This is a genomic window from Candidatus Trichorickettsia mobilis (genome assembly GCF_034366785.1).
GTDB classification, from domain to species: domain Bacteria; phylum Pseudomonadota; class Alphaproteobacteria; order Rickettsiales; family Rickettsiaceae; genus Trichorickettsia; species Trichorickettsia mobilis_A.
The window spans coordinates 1,378,667-1,398,025 of sequence record NZ_CP112932.1 but is presented as its reverse complement, the minus strand read 5'-3'; the positions used below and the strand labels follow the sequence as shown (position 1 = coordinate 1,398,025).

Here is a 19,359-nt window from a genome sequence, read left to right as displayed (position 1 = left end):
GAACTGACTCATCCCCACAAAAATTGTTGCTAAGTGTGGACGATCCCGAACAGACGATGTTATCCCGAACACAACAAGTCATCCCGAACTTGTTTCGGGATCTCATCGGGATTTCATAAGATCCCGAAACAAGTTCGGGATGACATCGTCTATTCGGGATGACTTGCTGTGTTCGAGATAACACTAAACTAAGTGCTCGGAACCTGATATATCCACACTTAGCAACAATTTTCGTGAGGATGGGTCAGATTGCGAGCCGAAGGCGAAGCAATCCAGAAAATGAAATGTTTATACTGGATTGCTTCGAGCATATATTGGTCTCAGCTCAGACACGGGGCAACTGCTCGTTTCATTTCTTTCAGTTTATTAAAACTTTCCAATTTACTGACGAATATCTCTTAATATCGCTTCATATCTAGCAATACTACTACAAATTAGATCCATATAAAGCTGATCATTAGCTTTTGCTAACTCAGCCTTATAATTATTAATTTTTTCTATTATTATATTTTTTTGTTCAACAGCCAAATTAACTGAAAATTCAGTGAGAATATTTACTGCTGTTTCTGTTACTTGTGCTATACCCCCATCGACAAAATATCGTAAAATATCGCCATTTTTAGTAATTTTAACAATTCCTGCAGATAAATTTGAAATTAACAATACATGTCTTGGCAATACGCCAAATTCTCCTTCTTCTCCAGGCATTACTACCATTGATGCTGGACAACTTACTAGCAAACTAGTGGGAGTAACAATATTAACTAGAATTGTTGCCTTATTATCCATACCAGTCAAACCTATTTCTTATTTGCACCTTGCTTAAGCTTTTCTGCTTTTGTGATCACTTCATCAATGGTACCGGTCATGTAAAAAGCCGCTTCCGGTAAATGATCATATTTCCCTTCAATCAAACCTTTAAACCCAATTATAGTATCTTTTAACTCAACAAATTTCCCTTTAGCGCCAGTAAATACTTCAGCAACAGTAAAAGGTTGAGATAAAAATCGCTGAATCTTTCTAGCTCGTGCTACCACTAATTTATCTTCTTCAGAAAGTTCATCCATACCAAGAATAGCAATAATATCTTGTAATGATTTATAATTTTGTAATATTTGCTGTACTGATCTTGCCACTGAATAATGCTCTTCTCCTACAACATCCGGATCCAACATTTGTGAATTACTATCAAGTGGATCTACTGCCGGATAAATTCCAAGTTCTGCAATATTTCTACTTAATACTGTAGTAGCATCTAAATGCGTAAAAGAAGCTGCAGGAGCTGGATCAGTCAAATCATCAGCCGGAACATATACCGCTTGCACAGAAGTAATAGAACCGCTTTTGGTCGAGGTAATACGCTCTTGTAAAGCTCCCATATCTGTTGCCAGAGTCGGTTGATAACCAACTGCAGATGGTATCCTACCTAAGGTTGCTGATACTTCTGCACCGGCTTGAGTAAATCTAAAGATATTATCAACAAAAAACAATACATCCTGACCACCGTCTAAATCACGAAAATATTCAGCCATCGTAAGACCTGTTAATGCAACTCTTGCTCTTGCCCCAGGCGGTTCGTTCATTTGACCATATACTAAACTAACTTTTGACTTAGATTGTTCTTCTAAATTAATTACTCCAGAATCAATCATCTCATGATATAGATCGTTACCCTCTCTGGTTCTTTCACCAACTCCAGCAAACACTGTAAAACCACCATGCGCTTTAGCGATATTATTAATTAATTCCATAATTAATACAGTCTTACCAACACCGGCACCACCGAATAAACCAATCTTACCACCTTTGGCATATGGAGCTAACAAATCAATAACTTTAATACCGGTAACTAAAACTCGTTTTTCTGTCGATTGATCGATGAATGGCGGCGCTTGCCTGTGAATGGCTAGAGTTTGCTTAGCATTAATATTCCCTAAACCGTCAATAGGTTCTCCGATTATGTTCACTATTCTACCAAGAGTTTCGATACCTACCGGTACCTGAATTGGACTACCAGTATCTGTAACCAATGTTCCTCGCACTAATCCTTCAGTAACTCCCATAGCAATACAGCGTACCACATTATCACCCACATGCTGTGCAACCTCTAAAATTAATTTATTGCCATTATTATTACACTCTAAGGCATTTAGAATTTGCGGCAACCTATTACCTTCTTCAAATTTTACATCCACTATTGCTGAAATAATTTGTGTAATTTTTCCAATATTATTTGACATTTATATACCTTAATATAAAAAATACTTGTTATATACTAGTTAAATTTTATCTAGTTATTTGAACATCTTTTGCGCCAAGTTGAATAGAGCATTTAATTAATATGTGTCAAGTTAAGGAAAAAAGAAGATACGAACTGTCTGAGCTAAAACCACTTATGGTCGAAACAATCCAGTTATAGTTACTCCTTTACTGGATTGCTTCAAAGCTAAAGCTCTTCGCAATGACGGTTCCATTATTATCTCTTTTTTTCTCACTTGACACAGTTCATTGAACGCTTTCAAGCAGAATAATATTATACCACCTCTGCTCCAGAAATAATTTCTATTAACTCCTTGGTAATAATTCCTTGCCTGGTTCGATTAAACTTTAATGTTAATTCATTCACAATTTTATTGGCATTCTTGGTTGCTCCATCCATAGCCGTCATTCTGGCTCCTTCTTCACTTGCCTTGCTATGAACCAATGCATAAGTTAGTTGTCCTGTAACATATAAATTAATAGCACTACTAATACATTTATCTCCTTCATACTCATAAGTTAATTTATCACCTGGTTGATAAGAACCACTAACTATTGGAAATATCTGAGATTTGATAATCTTATAACACATAGCATTTTGAAATTTATTAAAAAATAAATAACAATTACCAGCAGCATTACTTCTTATAAAATTCATGATTTTTTGTTGTAACTGATATTGCATTAATTCGGCATTATTTTTTGAAATATTGAGATAGCTATCTATATATTTAGGATACCGATTTTTTAAAGCTTCATACCCCTTCTTACCCACAATGATTAGTTTTATTTGTTGATTATGACGTTCTAAATTGATAATTTCCTGTTTTACCTGTTTAATTACCGTACTATTAAAAGCACCGCACAAACCACGCTCAGAAGTAATTAGCACTAATAAATTTGGTTTTTCAGAATCTGTTGTATCAAAAAAGATTTTTTCTTCTTTTAACGATTCCAATAAATCCACATTACTAGCTATATTTTGCACTGTACTCACTATTAATTCTAAATAATGATCAGCTTCAATGATATGAGCCCTCGCTCTTTTAAGCTTAGCAGCTGCAACAAGCTGCATTGCCTTAGTAATTTTCTGCGTCGATTTTATACTTTTTATACGGGTACGCAATTGCTTTAAACCTGGCATATACTCCTATGAAATGATAAGTTTTCTGAGAGTATTCAATGAGTCATATGCGTCAAGTTAAGAAAAAAAGACGATATGAACGTCATTGAACACTCCCAGTTTTCTAGGCTCTATAGCTAGAGTCAGTGAGCTAGTTACTTTTAATTTTAGTGGAGCCTGCGCAGCGTATTGTATACGTGAGCACAGGTGAAGCACGCGAAATTTGAGAGTAACTAGCTCACTGACCGACGCTATACAATTGTAGGCATTGCATACAAAAAAATGAGCTACAACTCTATTTTACTAAAAACTCATGAACAAATTTTTCTAACACCAACCTTAATTGCTGTTCTGTGCTCTCAGTAAGTTTTTGTTCAGCTTTAATAGAGGTTAAAATATCAACAGACTTAAACCTTATTTCTTCAAGAAGTTTGCATTCAAATTCTTTAACTTGAGCAACTGGAATCTCATCTAAATAACCTTTGACGCCAGCATATAAACTGATAACCTGCTCTTCCACTACTAACGGCGCATATTGAGGTTGCTTTAATATTTCTGTTAACCTAAGTCCACGTGCGATTAATGCTTGCGTAGATTCATCCAAATCTGATCCAAATTGTGCGAAAGCTGCCATTTCTCTGAATTGAGCTAAGTCAAGTTTGATTGATCCTGCCACCTGTTTCATCGCTTTTATTTGAGCAGCAGACCCTACTCTACTAACGCTAATACCAACATTTACCGCCGGCCGAATTCCTTTATAAAATAATTCACTTTCCAAAAATATTTGTCCATCGGTAATTGAAATAACATTTGTCGGTATATAAGCTGAAACATCGCCGGACTGAGTCTCAATTATCGGTAACGCAGTCAAAGATCCTGCTCCAAACTTATCTGACATTTTAGCCGCTCGCTCCAACAACCTTGAATGTAAATAAAATACATCACCGGGATAAGCCTCTCGCCCCGGGGGTCTACGCAACAATAAAGAAATTTGTCGATATGCCACCGCATGCTTAGTTAAATCATCGTAGACAATCAGCGCATGCATGCCATTATCGCGAAAATATTCACCAATACTACATGCTATATATGGCGCTAAAAACTGTAGAGGCGCTGGATCAGAAGCTGTAGCAGCCACTACTACCGTATAATGCATCGCTCCAGCTTTGGTCAGCTTATCAACAACCATTGCTACCGTAGAACGTTTTTGGCCTATAGCTACGTAGATACAGTAAATCTTATTGTGTTCATTATCAGTTAAATGTCCATGTTTTTGATTAATAATAGTATCAATAGCAATTGCAGTCTTACCGGTCTGGCGATCTCCTATAATTAATTCACGCTGCCCTCTACCGATTGGAATTAAAGCATCTATTGCCTTGATTCCCGTTTGTACCGGCTCATGTACACTCTGCCGTTGAATAATATTAGGAGCCTGCACTTCAACTCTATTATATAATTCAGTAACGATTGCGCCTTTACCATCAATAGGATTTGCCATACCATCTACAACCCTACCAAGTAGCGCCTTACCAACTGGTACCTGTAAAATTTCTTTGGTTCTAATAACGCGATCTCCTTGTTTTACCAAACTATCATCGCCCATTATTACAACACCAACAGCATCGTTCTCAAGGTTTAAAGCTAATCCTTTTACTCCAGAAGCAAACTCCACCATCTCACCGGCTTGCACATTCTCAATACCATAAACTCTGGCAACTCCATCACCAACTACAATAACCTCTCCTATTTCCTGAACATCATTTAAACCAATATCAGCTATTTCTCGTTTTAAAATTTCAGAAAATTCGACAGCATTCAACTGCTTATTGTTACTCATATTTATCAACTACCTAATTTATTTGTAATTTTTTCTATTTTGTTCAAAACACCAGCAATCGAACAATCCAATAAACAATGATCATATTCTATAACTAAACCACCCACAATTTCAGGATCAAAATAAAATTTTATTTCCAATTGTAACTGTAATAATGACTCCAGATAATTCTTAACCTGATCCTGAATATTTAATTGTAAAGAACCAGAAGAAGTAACTGTTGCAAGTTTAATATTTTTGCTATCATTTAATAATTTATAATAAAAAAGCACAATATCAGAAAAGAGATTAAATCGCGCATTATTGACTACTATAGCTAAAAACTTTGTGACCATAGAATCTACCAACAAATATTGGCTAATAATATTAACTAATCGTAATTTATGAGTCTTACTTACAACAGGAGTGCATAACAATGACTTACACTCCATGTTTGTAGTGAAAATCTTTTCAATTGCTTGCAGTTCACTCATAATTTTGTCTTGTACTCCGACAGTGACAGCGCTACTAAATAAACTTACAGCATAATTTTTTACTAACCTGGTATTGTCCATAATATTATGAATTGAATAATGCTCTTAAATTAAATGTGACTTCTATGTATAACTATAAGCATACACAGAAGTTAAACTTTGTCCCGAAATTCAAGACTAGCTATATCTTAAACTAAATTGAGCATATTTTTGCAAGCAAATAATGCATATGATGTTATGATTTTAAATTCATAATAAAAACTTGTTGATTCTAATCATTAATTCCAGTATAATACGCCGTCACAAATCAACTATAAGGATTATTATATTCACAAATTATAAAAAAGTTCTTTTTAGCTTACCTGTCAAGTTAACTATTGTTATTTTAAGTTGTCTTATCTTTGGCAATTTTATTCCAGAAACATTAAAAGCCTTTTTTCTCTCAATTAGTCTATCTATAAAAAGTATATTACTATTCATACTTCCTCTTATTATATTTTCTTTTGCATTTTATAGTTTTGCTCAACTAAAAAATGGCTTGATGATATTTACTATCTTACTATTAAGTATGATGTGTATATCAAATTTATTCGCTGTACTATGCTCATATTATGTAGGAATGCTATCACAAAATATGATTGCAACAGTAATAAATGACGATGTTGTATCAGAAATAACTCTTAATCCACTGTTTGAACTAACTTTACCTAAATTATGTGATAATGCTGCCGGGCTTTTATTCGGGATATTACTCGGTATTTATACTAGCACTAAAAAAAACAATAGCTTACGACAAACAGCTAAAAAATTTGCAGATACCGCAAATAAATTCTTGCACCATATTTTCATTCCAGTTTTACCATTATTCATTTTAGGATTTATACTAAAGCTTCAACATACCGGAGCTTTAAATATTTTATTTAAAAACTTTTTACCATTATTATTAGTGTTAGTAACGTTGCACTGTTTATATATCGGCACCGCATATTTAATAACGATGAATTTTAATGTAACACGCATGGCAGCAGCAATCCGTAATATAGTGCCAGCAGCTATTGTTGGGTTTAGTACAATGTCAAGCGCTGCAGCATTACCAGTTCTTACTGCTGGAGCAGCTAAAAATGTTAAAGATCAAGAATTAACACAAACAATTATACCATCAATAATTAATACCCATATGTTGGGTGATGCATTAGGTATACCACTGATGGCGCTGTCATTATATATAGTAGAGTATCATAACCTACCAGAGTTTTCTGCATATTTTGCTTTTGCTATTAGCTACGTGCTTGCAAAATTTGCTGCTGCTGGAGTGCCAGGAGGTACTATTATAGTAATGATCCCTGTACTTGAGTCTAGTTTACAATTTACTCCAGAAATGAGTGGTATTATTTTAATGATGTATATATTATTCGACCCATTTTGCACAACTGCCAACGTATTTGGCAATGGCCTATTTCCAATAATATTTGAAAAAATATGGTACGGTCTTAAAGGTTGTCAGATCAGTAGATCTAAGTGGTAATTTTGCTCACTCAAAACGCAAGCGAAGCTCCGCAACAAACAAGAGACTGCTTGCGGTGCTCGTCTTCGTTTTTTCTAAAAATTCCTCTCTTATATCTACTGATCTGACAGCCTCTAAGAAAAAAAATAAAAACACCTAGATTTCAAAGAGTGTTCAATGAACGTGAGCGTTGTAAGTTAAAAATCGGATATAATAAATATTGAAGTCAATATGAACAAAATATTTATCTCTTAGATACACTTTTAAGACAGGCTCTTAATTACTGCTCTAATTATTGCTTCCTCAAGATCGAGAATTCTTTTCTTGGATTCAATATAATTATTAGATACTATTACAAAACTATAAGGAGTATTATCACGATCAAATACATAGCCAGCTAAAGAAGAAACTCCAGACATACCCCCAGTTTTTGCAAAAATTTGCACTCCCTTAAACCTATTAATTAGCGAACCCTCCTCACCTGCTCTCGCCAACATCATTATTAATGATTTAAAATTATTCTGATGATAAAGCGCTGTTAAAAAACTATCAAATTGGGTAACTGTTAACATATTATAACGAGAAAGTCCTGAGCCATCTACTATTACCGAGTTCTTTAAATCAACTTTAAATTTATCAAACACTAATTGTTTTAATAAGGCTCCAGTATCTCGCCAATCATCTTTACCAAAGTCAGTGGCATATTCTGCAAATAAATAATCTGTTATATAATTATCAGAATTTTTCAGTGCACTGCTTGCTATTTGAGTGAAACTTTTATTACGCTTTACTAGCTCTTGGCCAGTAGCCGGAACGTAACCAGATAAAATTTTACCAGTTATAGTGATATTATATTGATTTAACATTTTAGCTAGCATCAACTTTACATGAGCTAAATTATCGTTAACTACCGCTCCTATAGTAATTTTTCCACTAGCCTTATTAAGTGTACCATCAACTATAAGCTGATCTTGAACAATATTAATATTAACCTTTGCTTTATGTTGGTCTAAAACTGTAACTGCTTTATTAATTAAATTATATGGAATCAACTCCTGTTCTGTCAGCTTTATTAAGTTACCTTGGGTATCAGCTGCATTTGCTACTAGTCTTGTACAATTCTTATTCACATGTACTTTTGTCACCGGTGCACCATAACAATAAACACCATCTATCACCATTTTATTTACAGTAACGGCAGGAATAGTGAATGTATGATTGATAATATAAAAATTGCCTTGAATCTCATGAACACTAGCTTCTTTAATCCTGGATATTAAAAAATCTAGATCATTAATTGAAAAATCTGGATCTTGGATATCAAGATAATAATCATTATTATCTTTAATAATTCTACTGACAAAATTATGATCAATTCCAAAATATTGTTGTAATGTTAGAATAGTAATTAACTTTAAACTGCTGGCAAAGGTATAATATCGCTCAACATTTTGAGCATATACTATTTTATTGGTCTTAAGATTCTTAATTTTTATTCCGATATTGAGATGTGGAGCAACTTTGTTAATCTCTGCCTGTATGGTGTGTGTAATATTAGCTTGAGTAGAGCTATAATAACATAGTATGGATATGATAATAATAATAATTTTTGGCATTAGCCCTCTTAAACTCCGACCTCTAAAATAGTTTGAGACAAAGTTAATCCATTATAGCATCTGGTTTTTGCATCAAATTGCTATAAAATTCAATAATCTTTTGTTGCACTTGTATATAATCATTTGAACAATTTACAGCTCCTCGAAATTCACTAGAATTGGCTAGCCCCCCACTATACCAACCTATATGTTTACGAGCTAATTTCATACCGATATCGTAACCATAATAATTTAGCATAGCTTCATAATGCTCTAAGATTATCTCAAGTTGGACACTAAGTGCTGGCGGCGGAATTTCTTCGCCAGTTTTTAAATAATGAACAACAGCAGCAATAAACCATGGTTTACCATAAGTGCCACGACCAATCATAATACCATCAGCATTAGACGCAGATAAACAATCTTTGGCTTTTACAAGTGAGGTTATGTCACCATTAGCAATTACTGGTATTTTTACCGCTTCTTTCACCTGCCTGATAAATTCCCAATCTGCATTACCACTATAAAATTGACATCTGGTTCTGCCATGAATTGTGATCATCTGAATCCCAGCATTTTCAGCAATTTTTGCTAATTGTGGCGCATTTTTACTGTGATCATCCCAACCCATACGCATTTTTAAAGTAACGGGAATTTTTACTGCCTTAACAGTAGCTGCTAAAATTTTAGTAGCAAGCTCCTCATCTCGCATTAATGCAGATCCTGCATACCCTCCAACTACTTTTTTTGCTGGACAACCAAAATTTAAATCAATAATTTTAGCTCCCATATCTTCATTCATTTTTGCTGATTCAGCAATTACATCTGGTTCACAACCTGCTAATTGTACACAGGAACCAGTATCATCATCATGGATAATTGCGCTCTTCTTTAAAGATTGTCTAGTCTCCATAATCATTGCACGGCTAGCTACCATTTCTGATACTACCAAACCAGCTCCTAATTTTTTAACTAACTTACGAAAAGGAAGATCGGTAACTCCTGACATAGGAGCTAATATTACCGAATGTGGCAATGTAATATTGCCGATTTGTATGGTCATAGATTTTATTTTATAATTGTCATATTAGATTCTGGGAACAAACCAATGTTCACCTATGTCAAGAGGCTTAAAAATTTTTAAGTCAATATCGTGCTTCTTTGCATATTCAAAAAATGTTAATAAAGCTTCATCATAACCATCATCTGCCAAAGGAAAAGTTGAATGATGAGAAGGAACTGCATAAGGCATATTAAGATCCTTGAAAGCTAGAATCGCTTCCTCAGGATCCATGTGACTATAACTCATAAACCATTTAGGTTTAAATGCTCCTATTGGTAGTAACGCTAAACGAAAACTGCCATGTGTTGCTAAAGAATTTTTAAAATATTTTCCACCAGCATAACCAGTATCACCAGCAAAATAGATATTCCCTGAACTTGTTTTGATAATAAAAGAAGCCCATAACGCTCTATTTGTATCATTCATTCCACGCGCAGACCAATGTTGGGCTGGATCTAAAATAATCTCAATATCCTTATTTATTTTTACCGACTCGAACCAGTCTCTAGCTGTTACTTGGATATTTCTATTATAATTTTTTATTATAGTATCATTACCGAGTGGAACAATGATTTTTGGTTTATCTCTTATCCATAAATCACCTAAGGTTTTAAGATCTAAATGATCATAATGATTATGAGTAATTAATATAATATCTATTGGTGGTACGTGCTCAAGTCGAATGCCCGGCGCACATACACGCTTAGGGCCGACCCAATTGAATGGACTAGCTCTCTCTGACCAAACAGGATCAGTTAGGATGTTTAGCTTAGTGGTTTGTAATAAGAAAGTAAGATGTCCAACCCAAGATACTCTTAACTCCCCGTTAGAAACTTGCCTAGGTGGCATATCTGTAAATTTATTAACTATTTCTTTTGGCCAAGCTTCTGCTGTTCTTGTAAGTCTCCATTTTAAAAAATTAGGAAATTTATTTGATGGTAAGACCCCAGGATTAAAAAAACGCTTGCCATTAAAGTGATCAGATACAGAGCCTGAATAATATTGATTATAGTTTTTCATGTATATTAGCTACACTTCAAAAATTGAGGTTGTTAAGTATTTTAACCCCAGCATCCGTAATAATAATCAATAAAAATTTAGTACGGGTGCTCATGTTATTTTAAGATCTGATCTTGATAAAAATTAGATATCAATTTATAATATTTAATAACATATTAACTATTAAATATCAACTAATAATACTTATGCAACACAGAGACTAACATGAATAGACTTCTTGCATAACCTAGAAGGTTACGGAATTTTTCAGACAAAATTACCAACCAGAATAGGTTATGCAAGAGGTCTAATATCAGGTCAATTCAACAGACCTACCCTTAAAAAGTAAAAAAAGCTTACATCACCTTTTCAAGAGATATCTGTTTAATTCATTTGTTGGCTTTAACATTAGTACGCCAGATTATGGCTATGAATAATCCTTTAGCACGTGGCAAGATAATAATAGCAAGGATTAACGCTAATCCAGGCCATACTATCATAGAAACCCAATCTGGCCAGGTTATTCTTGGCGCCACAGCAAGTAAAATTGGAATAAGAATATGTCCAACCATAAATATGGTCAACCATGCTGGTCCATCATCAGCTTTAATTCGTCCAAAGCACTCATTGCATGATATACAATGCTCTACCTGTTTTAAATAAGCAGAGAATAAACGTCCCTTGCCACAGCTTGGACAAAACCCAAACAATGCACGCCCTACTATAAGCCAAAAATTTTGTGGGGCTGTATTATTTGTTGATTTCATAAAATTTTTCTGAAATGTGTCCAATAAACTATGTCAAATCGTCATTACAAACGCAAGTGTTGCAATCCAGAAAAAACTAGATTTTATAAAACTTAGAAGACTTGACCTGAACACGAGTTCACTATCCTAAAAAAGTTATACTGATGCTTAGAGCCTGTCAGATCAGTAGATATAAGAGAGGAAGTTTTAGGAAAAACGAAGTCGAGTACCGCAAGCAGTCTTTTGGTTTGTTTTGGAACTTCGACTGCGTTTTGAGTGAGCAAAATTACTTCTTATATCTACTGATCTGACAGGCTCTTACTAAACAATAAAATTCTGTACGCAATGCTTAGTATTATTAAATGTTATTTTGTGGCTTTGCACAATGCCAATGTAGTGCTTCCCCCATACGCAATAAAAGTTGGCACCGGTTCCCACTGAACTGGATTACACGCACCTGGAGCAAAATAGTATGGTCTTGATGCAGCACTTGTGGTATCAAAATTGCTCTTCATCTTTGAACAACTTAATGAATTTTCATCTATTGTTCCTGATACACCTAATGTCGCTGCAAAATATTTGTAATAATTTGCTCGCACTTTCCAATAAGGAGTGCCACTATCATCGGTTTTAAGGTCTTTATCTAACGGTATACATTCATAAGCACCATTAATAATATGCGTTGTTAACCCAAATCCTGGAACAAAATTACGAGACTGATCCACGGCATTTGGTTGATAATTACCATCTATAACTTCAATCATAGCCGGCTTAGATGAAATAGGAGTAGAAGCAAAATAAACTGCTGAACCTAAAGCTAACCATGTGGTTGAAACTAGATCAGGATACTTCAATAAAACATCAGGTTTATCAAATAGTAGAATAGATAAAGTTGCGTAATTTACTGGATGAGACAATTGTTTTGCCCCACGACCAAAATATGCATTGCCTTCTTGAAGGCTTGCAGGATACACTGCTGCACCAAGCAAGTAATCTGTTTTACAATAATTTGTCATACCATTAATACAATTAGCTTCTCTAATATAATATAAACCTTGTTTCTCAACTCTAGTAGTCCAAGCAGAAGCATTAGCACTAGTCTCTTTATTAAAATGAGCAAAGGTTGTTGCCAGTAATTTTTTGCATATTTGATCAGCATCAACACCTTTTAGCTTAGGATGCTTTGCATAATTTCCACAAAAAGCCGGGAATGCTCCAACGGCTTTCAGAAAATTTTCATAAGTATAGATGCCTATGCCTTCTGGAGTACCTTCTTTTGTACTATTATTAGTCAAAGGAAACAATGTATTCCAAGTACTTTCTGAAATAATTTTTTCAACACGCTTTACATTTTCAGGATTATCAGATTTTCCAGCTTTAATCTTTGCTACTACATCCAATGGCAGAGTACGGACATAATACGCTACATCAAGAAGTCTAGTATAATCAGCAGCAGGAATTTGAGATTGGATCTCTGTTAACCACTTTGCTACTCCTGTATCGGTAGTTTTTTGTTTAGACTCCGCCTCTCTTACTAAAGCATCCATTATTATGTTCATTTCCTCTATTGAAGGCCCTTTGGGCGCTACTACTACCGGCTCTCCTCCACCACCTGCTTTTCCGTCACATGAACCCATATTTTTCCACGCTGGATCCGTACCTGGAGCTGTGTTTATCCACCACTGAGCTTTCCATAAAACACATTTATCTCCATCACCTACAGTACAAAGATCATTTGCAAGATATGCTTGACCTGTAACGCAAGCATCATAACCATAGGCAGTCTTACATAAAATGATATATAATGTTATACCAACAGCTAAAAATTTCCATAATCTTTTAGAATATTCTGAATTAACGAACGCAACCATAAATAATGCTCTATATATCATATCTAATTACTCTCTAATTTACTTTTTCTTTAACAGCTCTTGAATTATCATTATGTTCGGTTTCTTCATGGTGAGATGATTTTGAAGAAAAAGATTGTAAATTCTTTTTTAATTGCGTAGGTAGGTCACCAATTTCCTTTAATCCTGATTGAACATTACTCATATTTTTAGGTATTACACTTGCTGATTCCTTAATTACTTTAAGCCTATTATACTCATTTTTCTTACCAGTAAATACAGAGTATACCATCTTAGCAATAGTAGTGCGTTGTTTAATCTGCTTACTTAATTCTCTCTTTAAAACTTGTTGAGTTTTAGTCAAATTACCGTATAGTAATGGCCGATACAAGCAGTCTAACTGCGAAGCACTACATAATGATGTCACTAATTTTAACAAAACCTCAACATAATCATTAACAGTTTTAATGCTAGAAGCCATTATTTGTTTCTTGAAATTTAAACTAGTGATTTTATTTGTACATTCCGGATTAAAAATTTCTACAAAATCAATTTCAGAACACTGTCTTACAATTTCACTACGATCACTCGCAATTGACCTTAATGTAACAATAGAATTAGATGCATTCGCTATATAATAATCCTGAGCAAATCTTTTAACTAATATTTGATTTAAAAATCCTTTGTCATCTTCACTGTCATCATCAAGTAATCGTTTAATTTGCTCAAACAAGGTAAGGTACTTACTTTTTAAGGCAAAGACAGTAAATTTATTTAGTTCAGAATATCTATTGATAATTTGACTATCAAGCCCTAAAGCTAGTTTATCTTTAATTGCAGAAATCGTACTTTTATGATTAGAATCACTAGGGTAATTATGTTCTAATTCAATTTCTAATTTATTTAGCACAGTATGCACTACAGGAGATTTAGAAGCTCCTACTGCTCTTATATTATCTACATGCTTTGCCAGGAGCATTAAAGTTTCCTGTATAAAATTATTATTTCGCAATAAAAAAGCTTCTGTAATGTGAAATTCCGCATTTTCGATTTGATGAAAGATAGCATCGTAACTTTGAAATCTTTTAAGTAATTCATATCCCGAATCACCAATTCTATTATAATTATAACGAAATGGAGCTTCTTGATGAATTTTTTGTAGTAAATTAGTAAACACCTCATCTTGATTATCTAAATCTTTTAATCTGTCGTATAGATTTATTAATTTTATATCGCTAATATTCAACAGCGCTTGATGATCATGTACAAAAAAATTAATAATATTATGAAATGTATCATCTATATTAGGAGTTGCTAAATTTCTCAAAAACTGTATTGGATTAGAATAGAACATTAACCCGAAATTATCTTCTTTTATAGCAACAAGAGGTTCCAGATGCCATATTTCTTTGATGAGCAATAACTTTGCCAATAAATTTTCTTGTTGTTCAGGAGTAAAATTTGTGATTCCTAATGCTATTGCCATACCCTGCAATTGTTCCATCATATCCACGATATGAGATTGTTCAGCAAAAAGTGTGCGGCAATTCTTAATCAATTTACTCACTACATCTTGTATTGCCTCTAGTTCTTGCTCAAGCAAATCACCAGTACGTTCGAGTTTATTATTGCTTAATTGTCCAATTAAAAAATTAACTTCTTCTTGAAAAATGGAATGCACTTCCGGTGTTGCTGAATCAGCTGCTTCTTGTTTTAATAACTTGATGTACTTATCTGAGTGAGTACGTAATGAATCTATAAAATCTTTTTTATATCGCTGATTCAGAAAATCAAAAATCTCGGCGTATTGTAACAAGACTTTAATAACACCAAAAGCAAACCAAGCACTTCTAGTTTGATCTGATTTTTTATAAGACAAAATATATTCCACACTTAATGCTGCCATACAACTACTAATCTTTTGAGATGTATGCATATATTCACTTGTCACTCGATTATCAGATGATCTCATGTTTTACGTTCTCCACGAAATATTAGCTACTTTGCATGCTTTGCACACCATTCTTTAGACTGTTGTATACTACCCAAACTTCTCTATTTCATTATTGAAGTAAGTTTTTTGAAATACCATAGGAATTATAATGCTTATTAAAATTAAAATCCATCATTTTTATTAAAAACAAAAGATACAATTAATAAAATTGTTATACTGCGCTTTCTATTTTAGTGACTAAATACCTTAACAAAATTGTACTAAAAATTAGTTAAGATATAAAAAACAACGCAAAATTGTTATTTTTTATATTTTTGTAATTGTTATTATATTAAAATACAATCCAAGTAATAACAATATAGATTTACTATTTAACGCGAGTTACTAATTAAAATATTTTATTAAAATCATAAAGGCCAGTTCTTGCCGTCATTGCGAGAGCATTTATGCTAGAAGCCATCAAGTTTATAATTACTCATTTACTAGATTGCTTGTTGCTACTGCTCCTCGCAATGACATTACTAAATTTTTTATCTGGTATCTTCCTTTAAGTTGACATCCCTCCTTTATCTTTACTCTTAGCTATCTCTTTATTCTCACTTAGTTGCTCCTGAAAATTTTTCTCTTTTACTTCCGAATCATGAGCCTTGTACTCAGCAAGAGTTTCCTTTATTGTCTGCAGTTTTTGATCATGTTTTTTTATTAAATCAGGCTCGGTTGTTTTAAATTGCTTAATTTCTACTTCTTGTTCTTTCTGGACAGTAATTCTTTGCCGATCATTTTGCAATAATTCTGCTTTTATTCTGCTTATTTCATTAAAGCTAGACCTAGTACTGTTATTAAAATTTAGTATTGTTTGCCCTATATTTTCACCGAGTTTTGGTGCAAATTTCATCGATACCATAGTTGCTGCCATAACTATCATTGGCATCGCAGCCCCACCTGTTAAAGAGCTACCAACCACTGCACCAACAGTACAAACCGCAGTCGTAATTCTGCTAGCTTTTTGTTTGAAAATATTTCTTCTTTTATTAAAATTAATAGCTTTATCTAAAATCTTATTAACCTGCGCTCTAATATATTTATTAATCTCTTCTTCAGTTTTATGTTTAGCAATAGAGCCATTTATTATTACTAAGAACAGTTGTGGTTCAGCATTAATATAGTCTAATATTTTTTTTCCATTATCTCGTAATAAATTACGTAGAGCAGCTTTAACTTTTCCCATATCTTTAGAATTAAATTCAGTAAAATGTGAATCAATTACTACATCTACCACCGCGTCCTGCGATTGATCTTGCTCTAATATATTGTTTTTATCCTGATAGTTTATTTGCTCCGGCGCTATCGCTACGGTAAACAATGTTAGTGCCATAGAAAAACTGTCATCAGCTATTACTTTCTGTTCAAGAAAATTTTTTAATTTATTAATACAAGCCTCAAGATGATCTTGTACATTGATCGTACTCTCTAGCCTTGAGGTATAATCCATAGCCAACATATTCGCAAGAGTAGCACATGTCGGCTCAGTTAAATTACTAGCTAACTGTTGAATAATAGATGTTTGAAAAATTTGTATTGTATTATTAATATTTAATTGAATATTAGTCATAAAATCATCGTTTCTTAACAGTAACTTCTCGAATACGAACATTAAACACTGTGTTGATCAGATCAGGATATCTTTCTGATGTTAACCTAGCTATTAACGAAGGAGTTAACACCTCCTGCTCTTGCGCTTCTAAAAATAAAGTCATACTATGATCAGGTAATAAAGTATATGCTTCGCTGATCAAAGCCAGAACTACGTTAAAATCAGGAGCAGCAAACTGGATTTGTAAATCATAATTCTTTACTTTAATTTTATCACCTATAGATTGATCAACATTTCTCTGGAATGATTGCGACATCTTAATGTTAACTGGATCCACTAAATTATATTTATCCGCTAAATCCCGTAAATTTTTCACTAATTTTAGCCTTGAATCACAACGTTGTTTATCTGACGTTGTTAATATATCTTCATATAAATGGTAAGCCTCTAATATTTTATCGTCAGAATCCATAATAGATGCTAATTTAGCAGTAGCATTATATAAAGATCGGCGCGCTTTATTGAGCCACTCTACTGATTGTATAAGATCATCTTCAAAAATTTGTAACAGCCATACTAGTATACCTATAGATAAAAAATACATAATGAATTTAAAAAAAATAATATTTTTTAAATAAACTACGAACCTTTCCAAAGTTTTATCTTGATCCATCTGATCCTGAAATTATAATTGTTACAGGCATTACAATATTACCAAACAAATTGGTAATTTTATCAGTGGAGCGCGTATAGCTAATATCAAAACCACTAAACCTTTTCCGTAGATTAGATATATATTCGTTAAACGCAGATAATGATTCTATGATCGAAGAATCATTATTAATGAATTTCATTGATATCTCTACTTGCATAGATTGTTTAGGTGAAATTATGTTATCATAATCATTTAATTGCCAACTAATTTTATTTAAATGTACTTTTGCATCTGATAAATTATTTAATAATTGTTTTAATAAATCAAATGGAGTCAATACAGGTATCTTTAATAATTTATCAAAACTATACAAATCAGCTAGATTGGTAACATCTTTGATATCAGGATATTTTTGTTTGATTGTTCTATATTCCCACGCTATTTTGTGATATTTATCATTTAAAACTGTCATCTGCTTCTGATTTAACTGGGTTTCCATTTTTATACCAATTAACAACAATATTAAAGTTATTACTCCACCAATAAAAGGCTTAAACATCCATTTATTAACCAAATCAAGCTGGATTACTGCTCTGATTTTACTATTCAACCCTAAAAAGCTTTTTCGTTCGGCAAATAATTTTACAATAACCGAATCCAAAAGCAGCGTGCTATCTGCTGCGTTTTTAAAGATATCCTGCTCAGTCAAGCAAACTATTCGATGAGCATTAAAAGCTGACTGTTGCAATAATAATTGCAGCTCTTTATTCACTAAAAAAATAACACAAGCATTAAGCTCATTACTATTGATATAATTTTTATGTAAAATTAAACAATCGCTTACTTCATGCTCGATAATCCCTTGCACATATTCCCACGACTTGTCAACAGGATAATCTACACTCTTAACAGAGATTATATTACCATGATGTTTAACCACACATTTAATACTACTAGCATTCAGTATTGAAACAAAAATCTGCAAATTATTATTACAATCAGTATTACCGGTAATTTTTAAAACCCTATCTATAATAGTTTTTAATTCTAAGTTCAGAAAATAAATACCACCAAATTTTAATGAATTCTCCAGAATATAGCTAAGTATTTTACTTAATGGTGGTTGGTAAGTTTGAGAAGCAAGAACTACCGCCCAATTTTCACTAGTTTTGGTAGTAATACTATAAACATTATATGCGACAATATCTTCTTCGGAAAAATGTTCCTTGATAAATTCCTCGACTGGATTAGCTTTAACTATTGATTGAAAAACTGGAACCAATTCATGATGCAAAGCACATTCATTATTATCTAACAAAAAAAATATATAATATCCTTTAAATTTTTGTAAAAAATTTGTATACTTCTCTAGTTCTTCCTGGTCTCCCGTCGAAATAAACAGGTGATCAATTATTTTATTATTATTAATTGCCCCCAAAAACATTCCTTTGTTGCCAATCAAAATAATTACCGTTTTTCGATAAAAAGTATTATGCAATAAATTAGCAAATACTCGAGTTTTTGGTTGTTTGAATTTAGTCATAACTAACTTAAGTCGATTAACTAGATTATCTTATCATTACTTGCTAATTTATGATTATTTATTTCTATAGTTTATATGTAATAGAAACTCTCAGTGAGTTCATAATTGCACGCAATTCAAAATTACGCTATAAATATCTATTTCCAATAAACAACTTGTAA

General features: G+C 33.0%; 15 protein-coding genes. 1 reads left to right on the top strand and 14 read right to left on the bottom strand.

Translation table 11 applies throughout. The features are described 5' to 3' along the window. Positions 1–381: 381 nt before the first annotated feature. From atpC to atpH, 5 genes are all read right to left on the bottom strand, one after another. Entirely contained in the window at positions 382–789 is a 408-nt protein-coding gene (gene atpC, locus Trichorick_RS06405; protein WP_323738168.1) for an ATP synthase F1 subunit epsilon, read from the bottom strand. A gap of 11 nt (positions 790–800) precedes the next feature. Continuing rightward, complete coding sequence (gene atpD, locus Trichorick_RS06400; protein WP_323738167.1) at positions 801–2,240, bottom strand: F0F1 ATP synthase subunit beta; 1,440 nt, start codon at positions 2,238–2,240, stop codon at positions 801–803. 293 nt (positions 2,241–2,533) lie between these two features. Beyond that, complete coding sequence (gene atpG / locus Trichorick_RS06395; RefSeq protein WP_323738166.1) at positions 2,534–3,403, bottom strand: ATP synthase F1 subunit gamma; 870 nt, start codon at positions 3,401–3,403, stop codon at positions 2,534–2,536. Positions 3,404–3,677: 274 nt separating this feature from the next. Next, on the bottom strand, positions 3,678–5,222 hold the full coding sequence (atpA, locus tag Trichorick_RS06390; RefSeq protein ID WP_323738165.1) for a F0F1 ATP synthase subunit alpha: 1,545 nt from the start codon (positions 5,220–5,222) through the stop codon (positions 3,678–3,680). Positions 5,223–5,227: 5 nt separating this feature from the next. After that, the gene (atpH, locus tag Trichorick_RS06385; protein WP_323738164.1) at positions 5,228–5,776 is read right to left on the bottom strand and encodes an ATP synthase F1 subunit delta; all 549 of its coding nucleotides are present in this window, start codon (positions 5,774–5,776) and stop codon (positions 5,228–5,230) included. A gap of 181 nt (positions 5,777–5,957) precedes the next feature. Between atpH and Trichorick_RS06380 the strand changes: the two genes are divergently transcribed. Next, positions 5,958–7,220, top strand: a complete 1,263-nt coding sequence (locus tag Trichorick_RS06380) for a cation:dicarboxylate symporter family transporter (protein ID WP_323738163.1) — start codon at positions 5,958–5,960, stop codon at positions 7,218–7,220. A 242-nt stretch (positions 7,221–7,462) separates the two neighbouring features. Here the strand turns inward: Trichorick_RS06380 and dacB are convergent, their stop codons facing one another. The 9 genes from dacB to Trichorick_RS06335 all read right to left on the bottom strand — a co-directional run bounded on the left by dacB (position 7,463) and on the right by Trichorick_RS06335 (position 19,198). Further along, positions 7,463–8,815 (bottom strand): D-alanyl-D-alanine carboxypeptidase/D-alanyl-D-alanine endopeptidase, encoded by a 1,353-nt coding sequence (dacB, locus tag Trichorick_RS06375; protein WP_323738162.1) that lies wholly within the window; start codon positions 8,813–8,815, stop codon positions 7,463–7,465. 43 nt (positions 8,816–8,858) lie between these two features. Further along, a complete protein-coding gene (dusB, locus tag Trichorick_RS06370; protein ID WP_323738161.1) occupies positions 8,859–9,857 on the bottom strand; it encodes a tRNA dihydrouridine synthase DusB in 999 nt (332 codons plus the stop codon). Between the two features lie 24 nt (positions 9,858–9,881). Continuing rightward, the gene (locus Trichorick_RS06365) at positions 9,882–10,877 is read right to left on the bottom strand and encodes an MBL fold metallo-hydrolase (RefSeq protein WP_323738160.1); all 996 of its coding nucleotides are present in this window, start codon (positions 10,875–10,877) and stop codon (positions 9,882–9,884) included. A 368-nt stretch (positions 10,878–11,245) separates the two neighbouring features. Further along, the gene (locus Trichorick_RS06360) at positions 11,246–11,623 is read right to left on the bottom strand and encodes a DUF983 domain-containing protein (protein WP_323738159.1); all 378 of its coding nucleotides are present in this window, start codon (positions 11,621–11,623) and stop codon (positions 11,246–11,248) included. Between the two features lie 344 nt (positions 11,624–11,967). Continuing rightward, entirely contained in the window at positions 11,968–13,494 is a 1,527-nt protein-coding gene (locus Trichorick_RS06355) for a glycoside hydrolase family 19 protein (protein ID WP_323738158.1), read from the bottom strand. 13 nt (positions 13,495–13,507) lie between these two features. Further along, the gene (locus tag Trichorick_RS06350; RefSeq protein ID WP_323738157.1) at positions 13,508–15,424 is read right to left on the bottom strand and encodes a hypothetical protein; all 1,917 of its coding nucleotides are present in this window, start codon (positions 15,422–15,424) and stop codon (positions 13,508–13,510) included. A 529-nt stretch (positions 15,425–15,953) separates the two neighbouring features. After that, complete coding sequence (locus Trichorick_RS06345) at positions 15,954–17,018, bottom strand: RP853 family protein (protein WP_323738156.1); 1,065 nt, start codon at positions 17,016–17,018, stop codon at positions 15,954–15,956. 4 nt (positions 17,019–17,022) lie between these two features. Next, positions 17,023–17,673: a hypothetical protein gene (locus Trichorick_RS06340; protein WP_323738155.1), complete on the bottom strand. Its 651-nt coding sequence runs from the start codon at positions 17,671–17,673 to the stop codon at positions 17,023–17,025. Then, positions 17,660–19,198 carry a hypothetical protein gene (locus Trichorick_RS06335; RefSeq protein WP_323738154.1) on the bottom strand — a complete coding sequence of 513 codons (1,539 nt, stop codon included), beginning with the start codon at positions 19,196–19,198 and terminating at the stop codon, positions 17,660–17,662. The genes Trichorick_RS06340 and Trichorick_RS06335 overlap by 14 nt, the downstream gene beginning before the upstream one ends. Between the last annotated feature and the right edge of the window lie 161 nt (positions 19,199–19,359).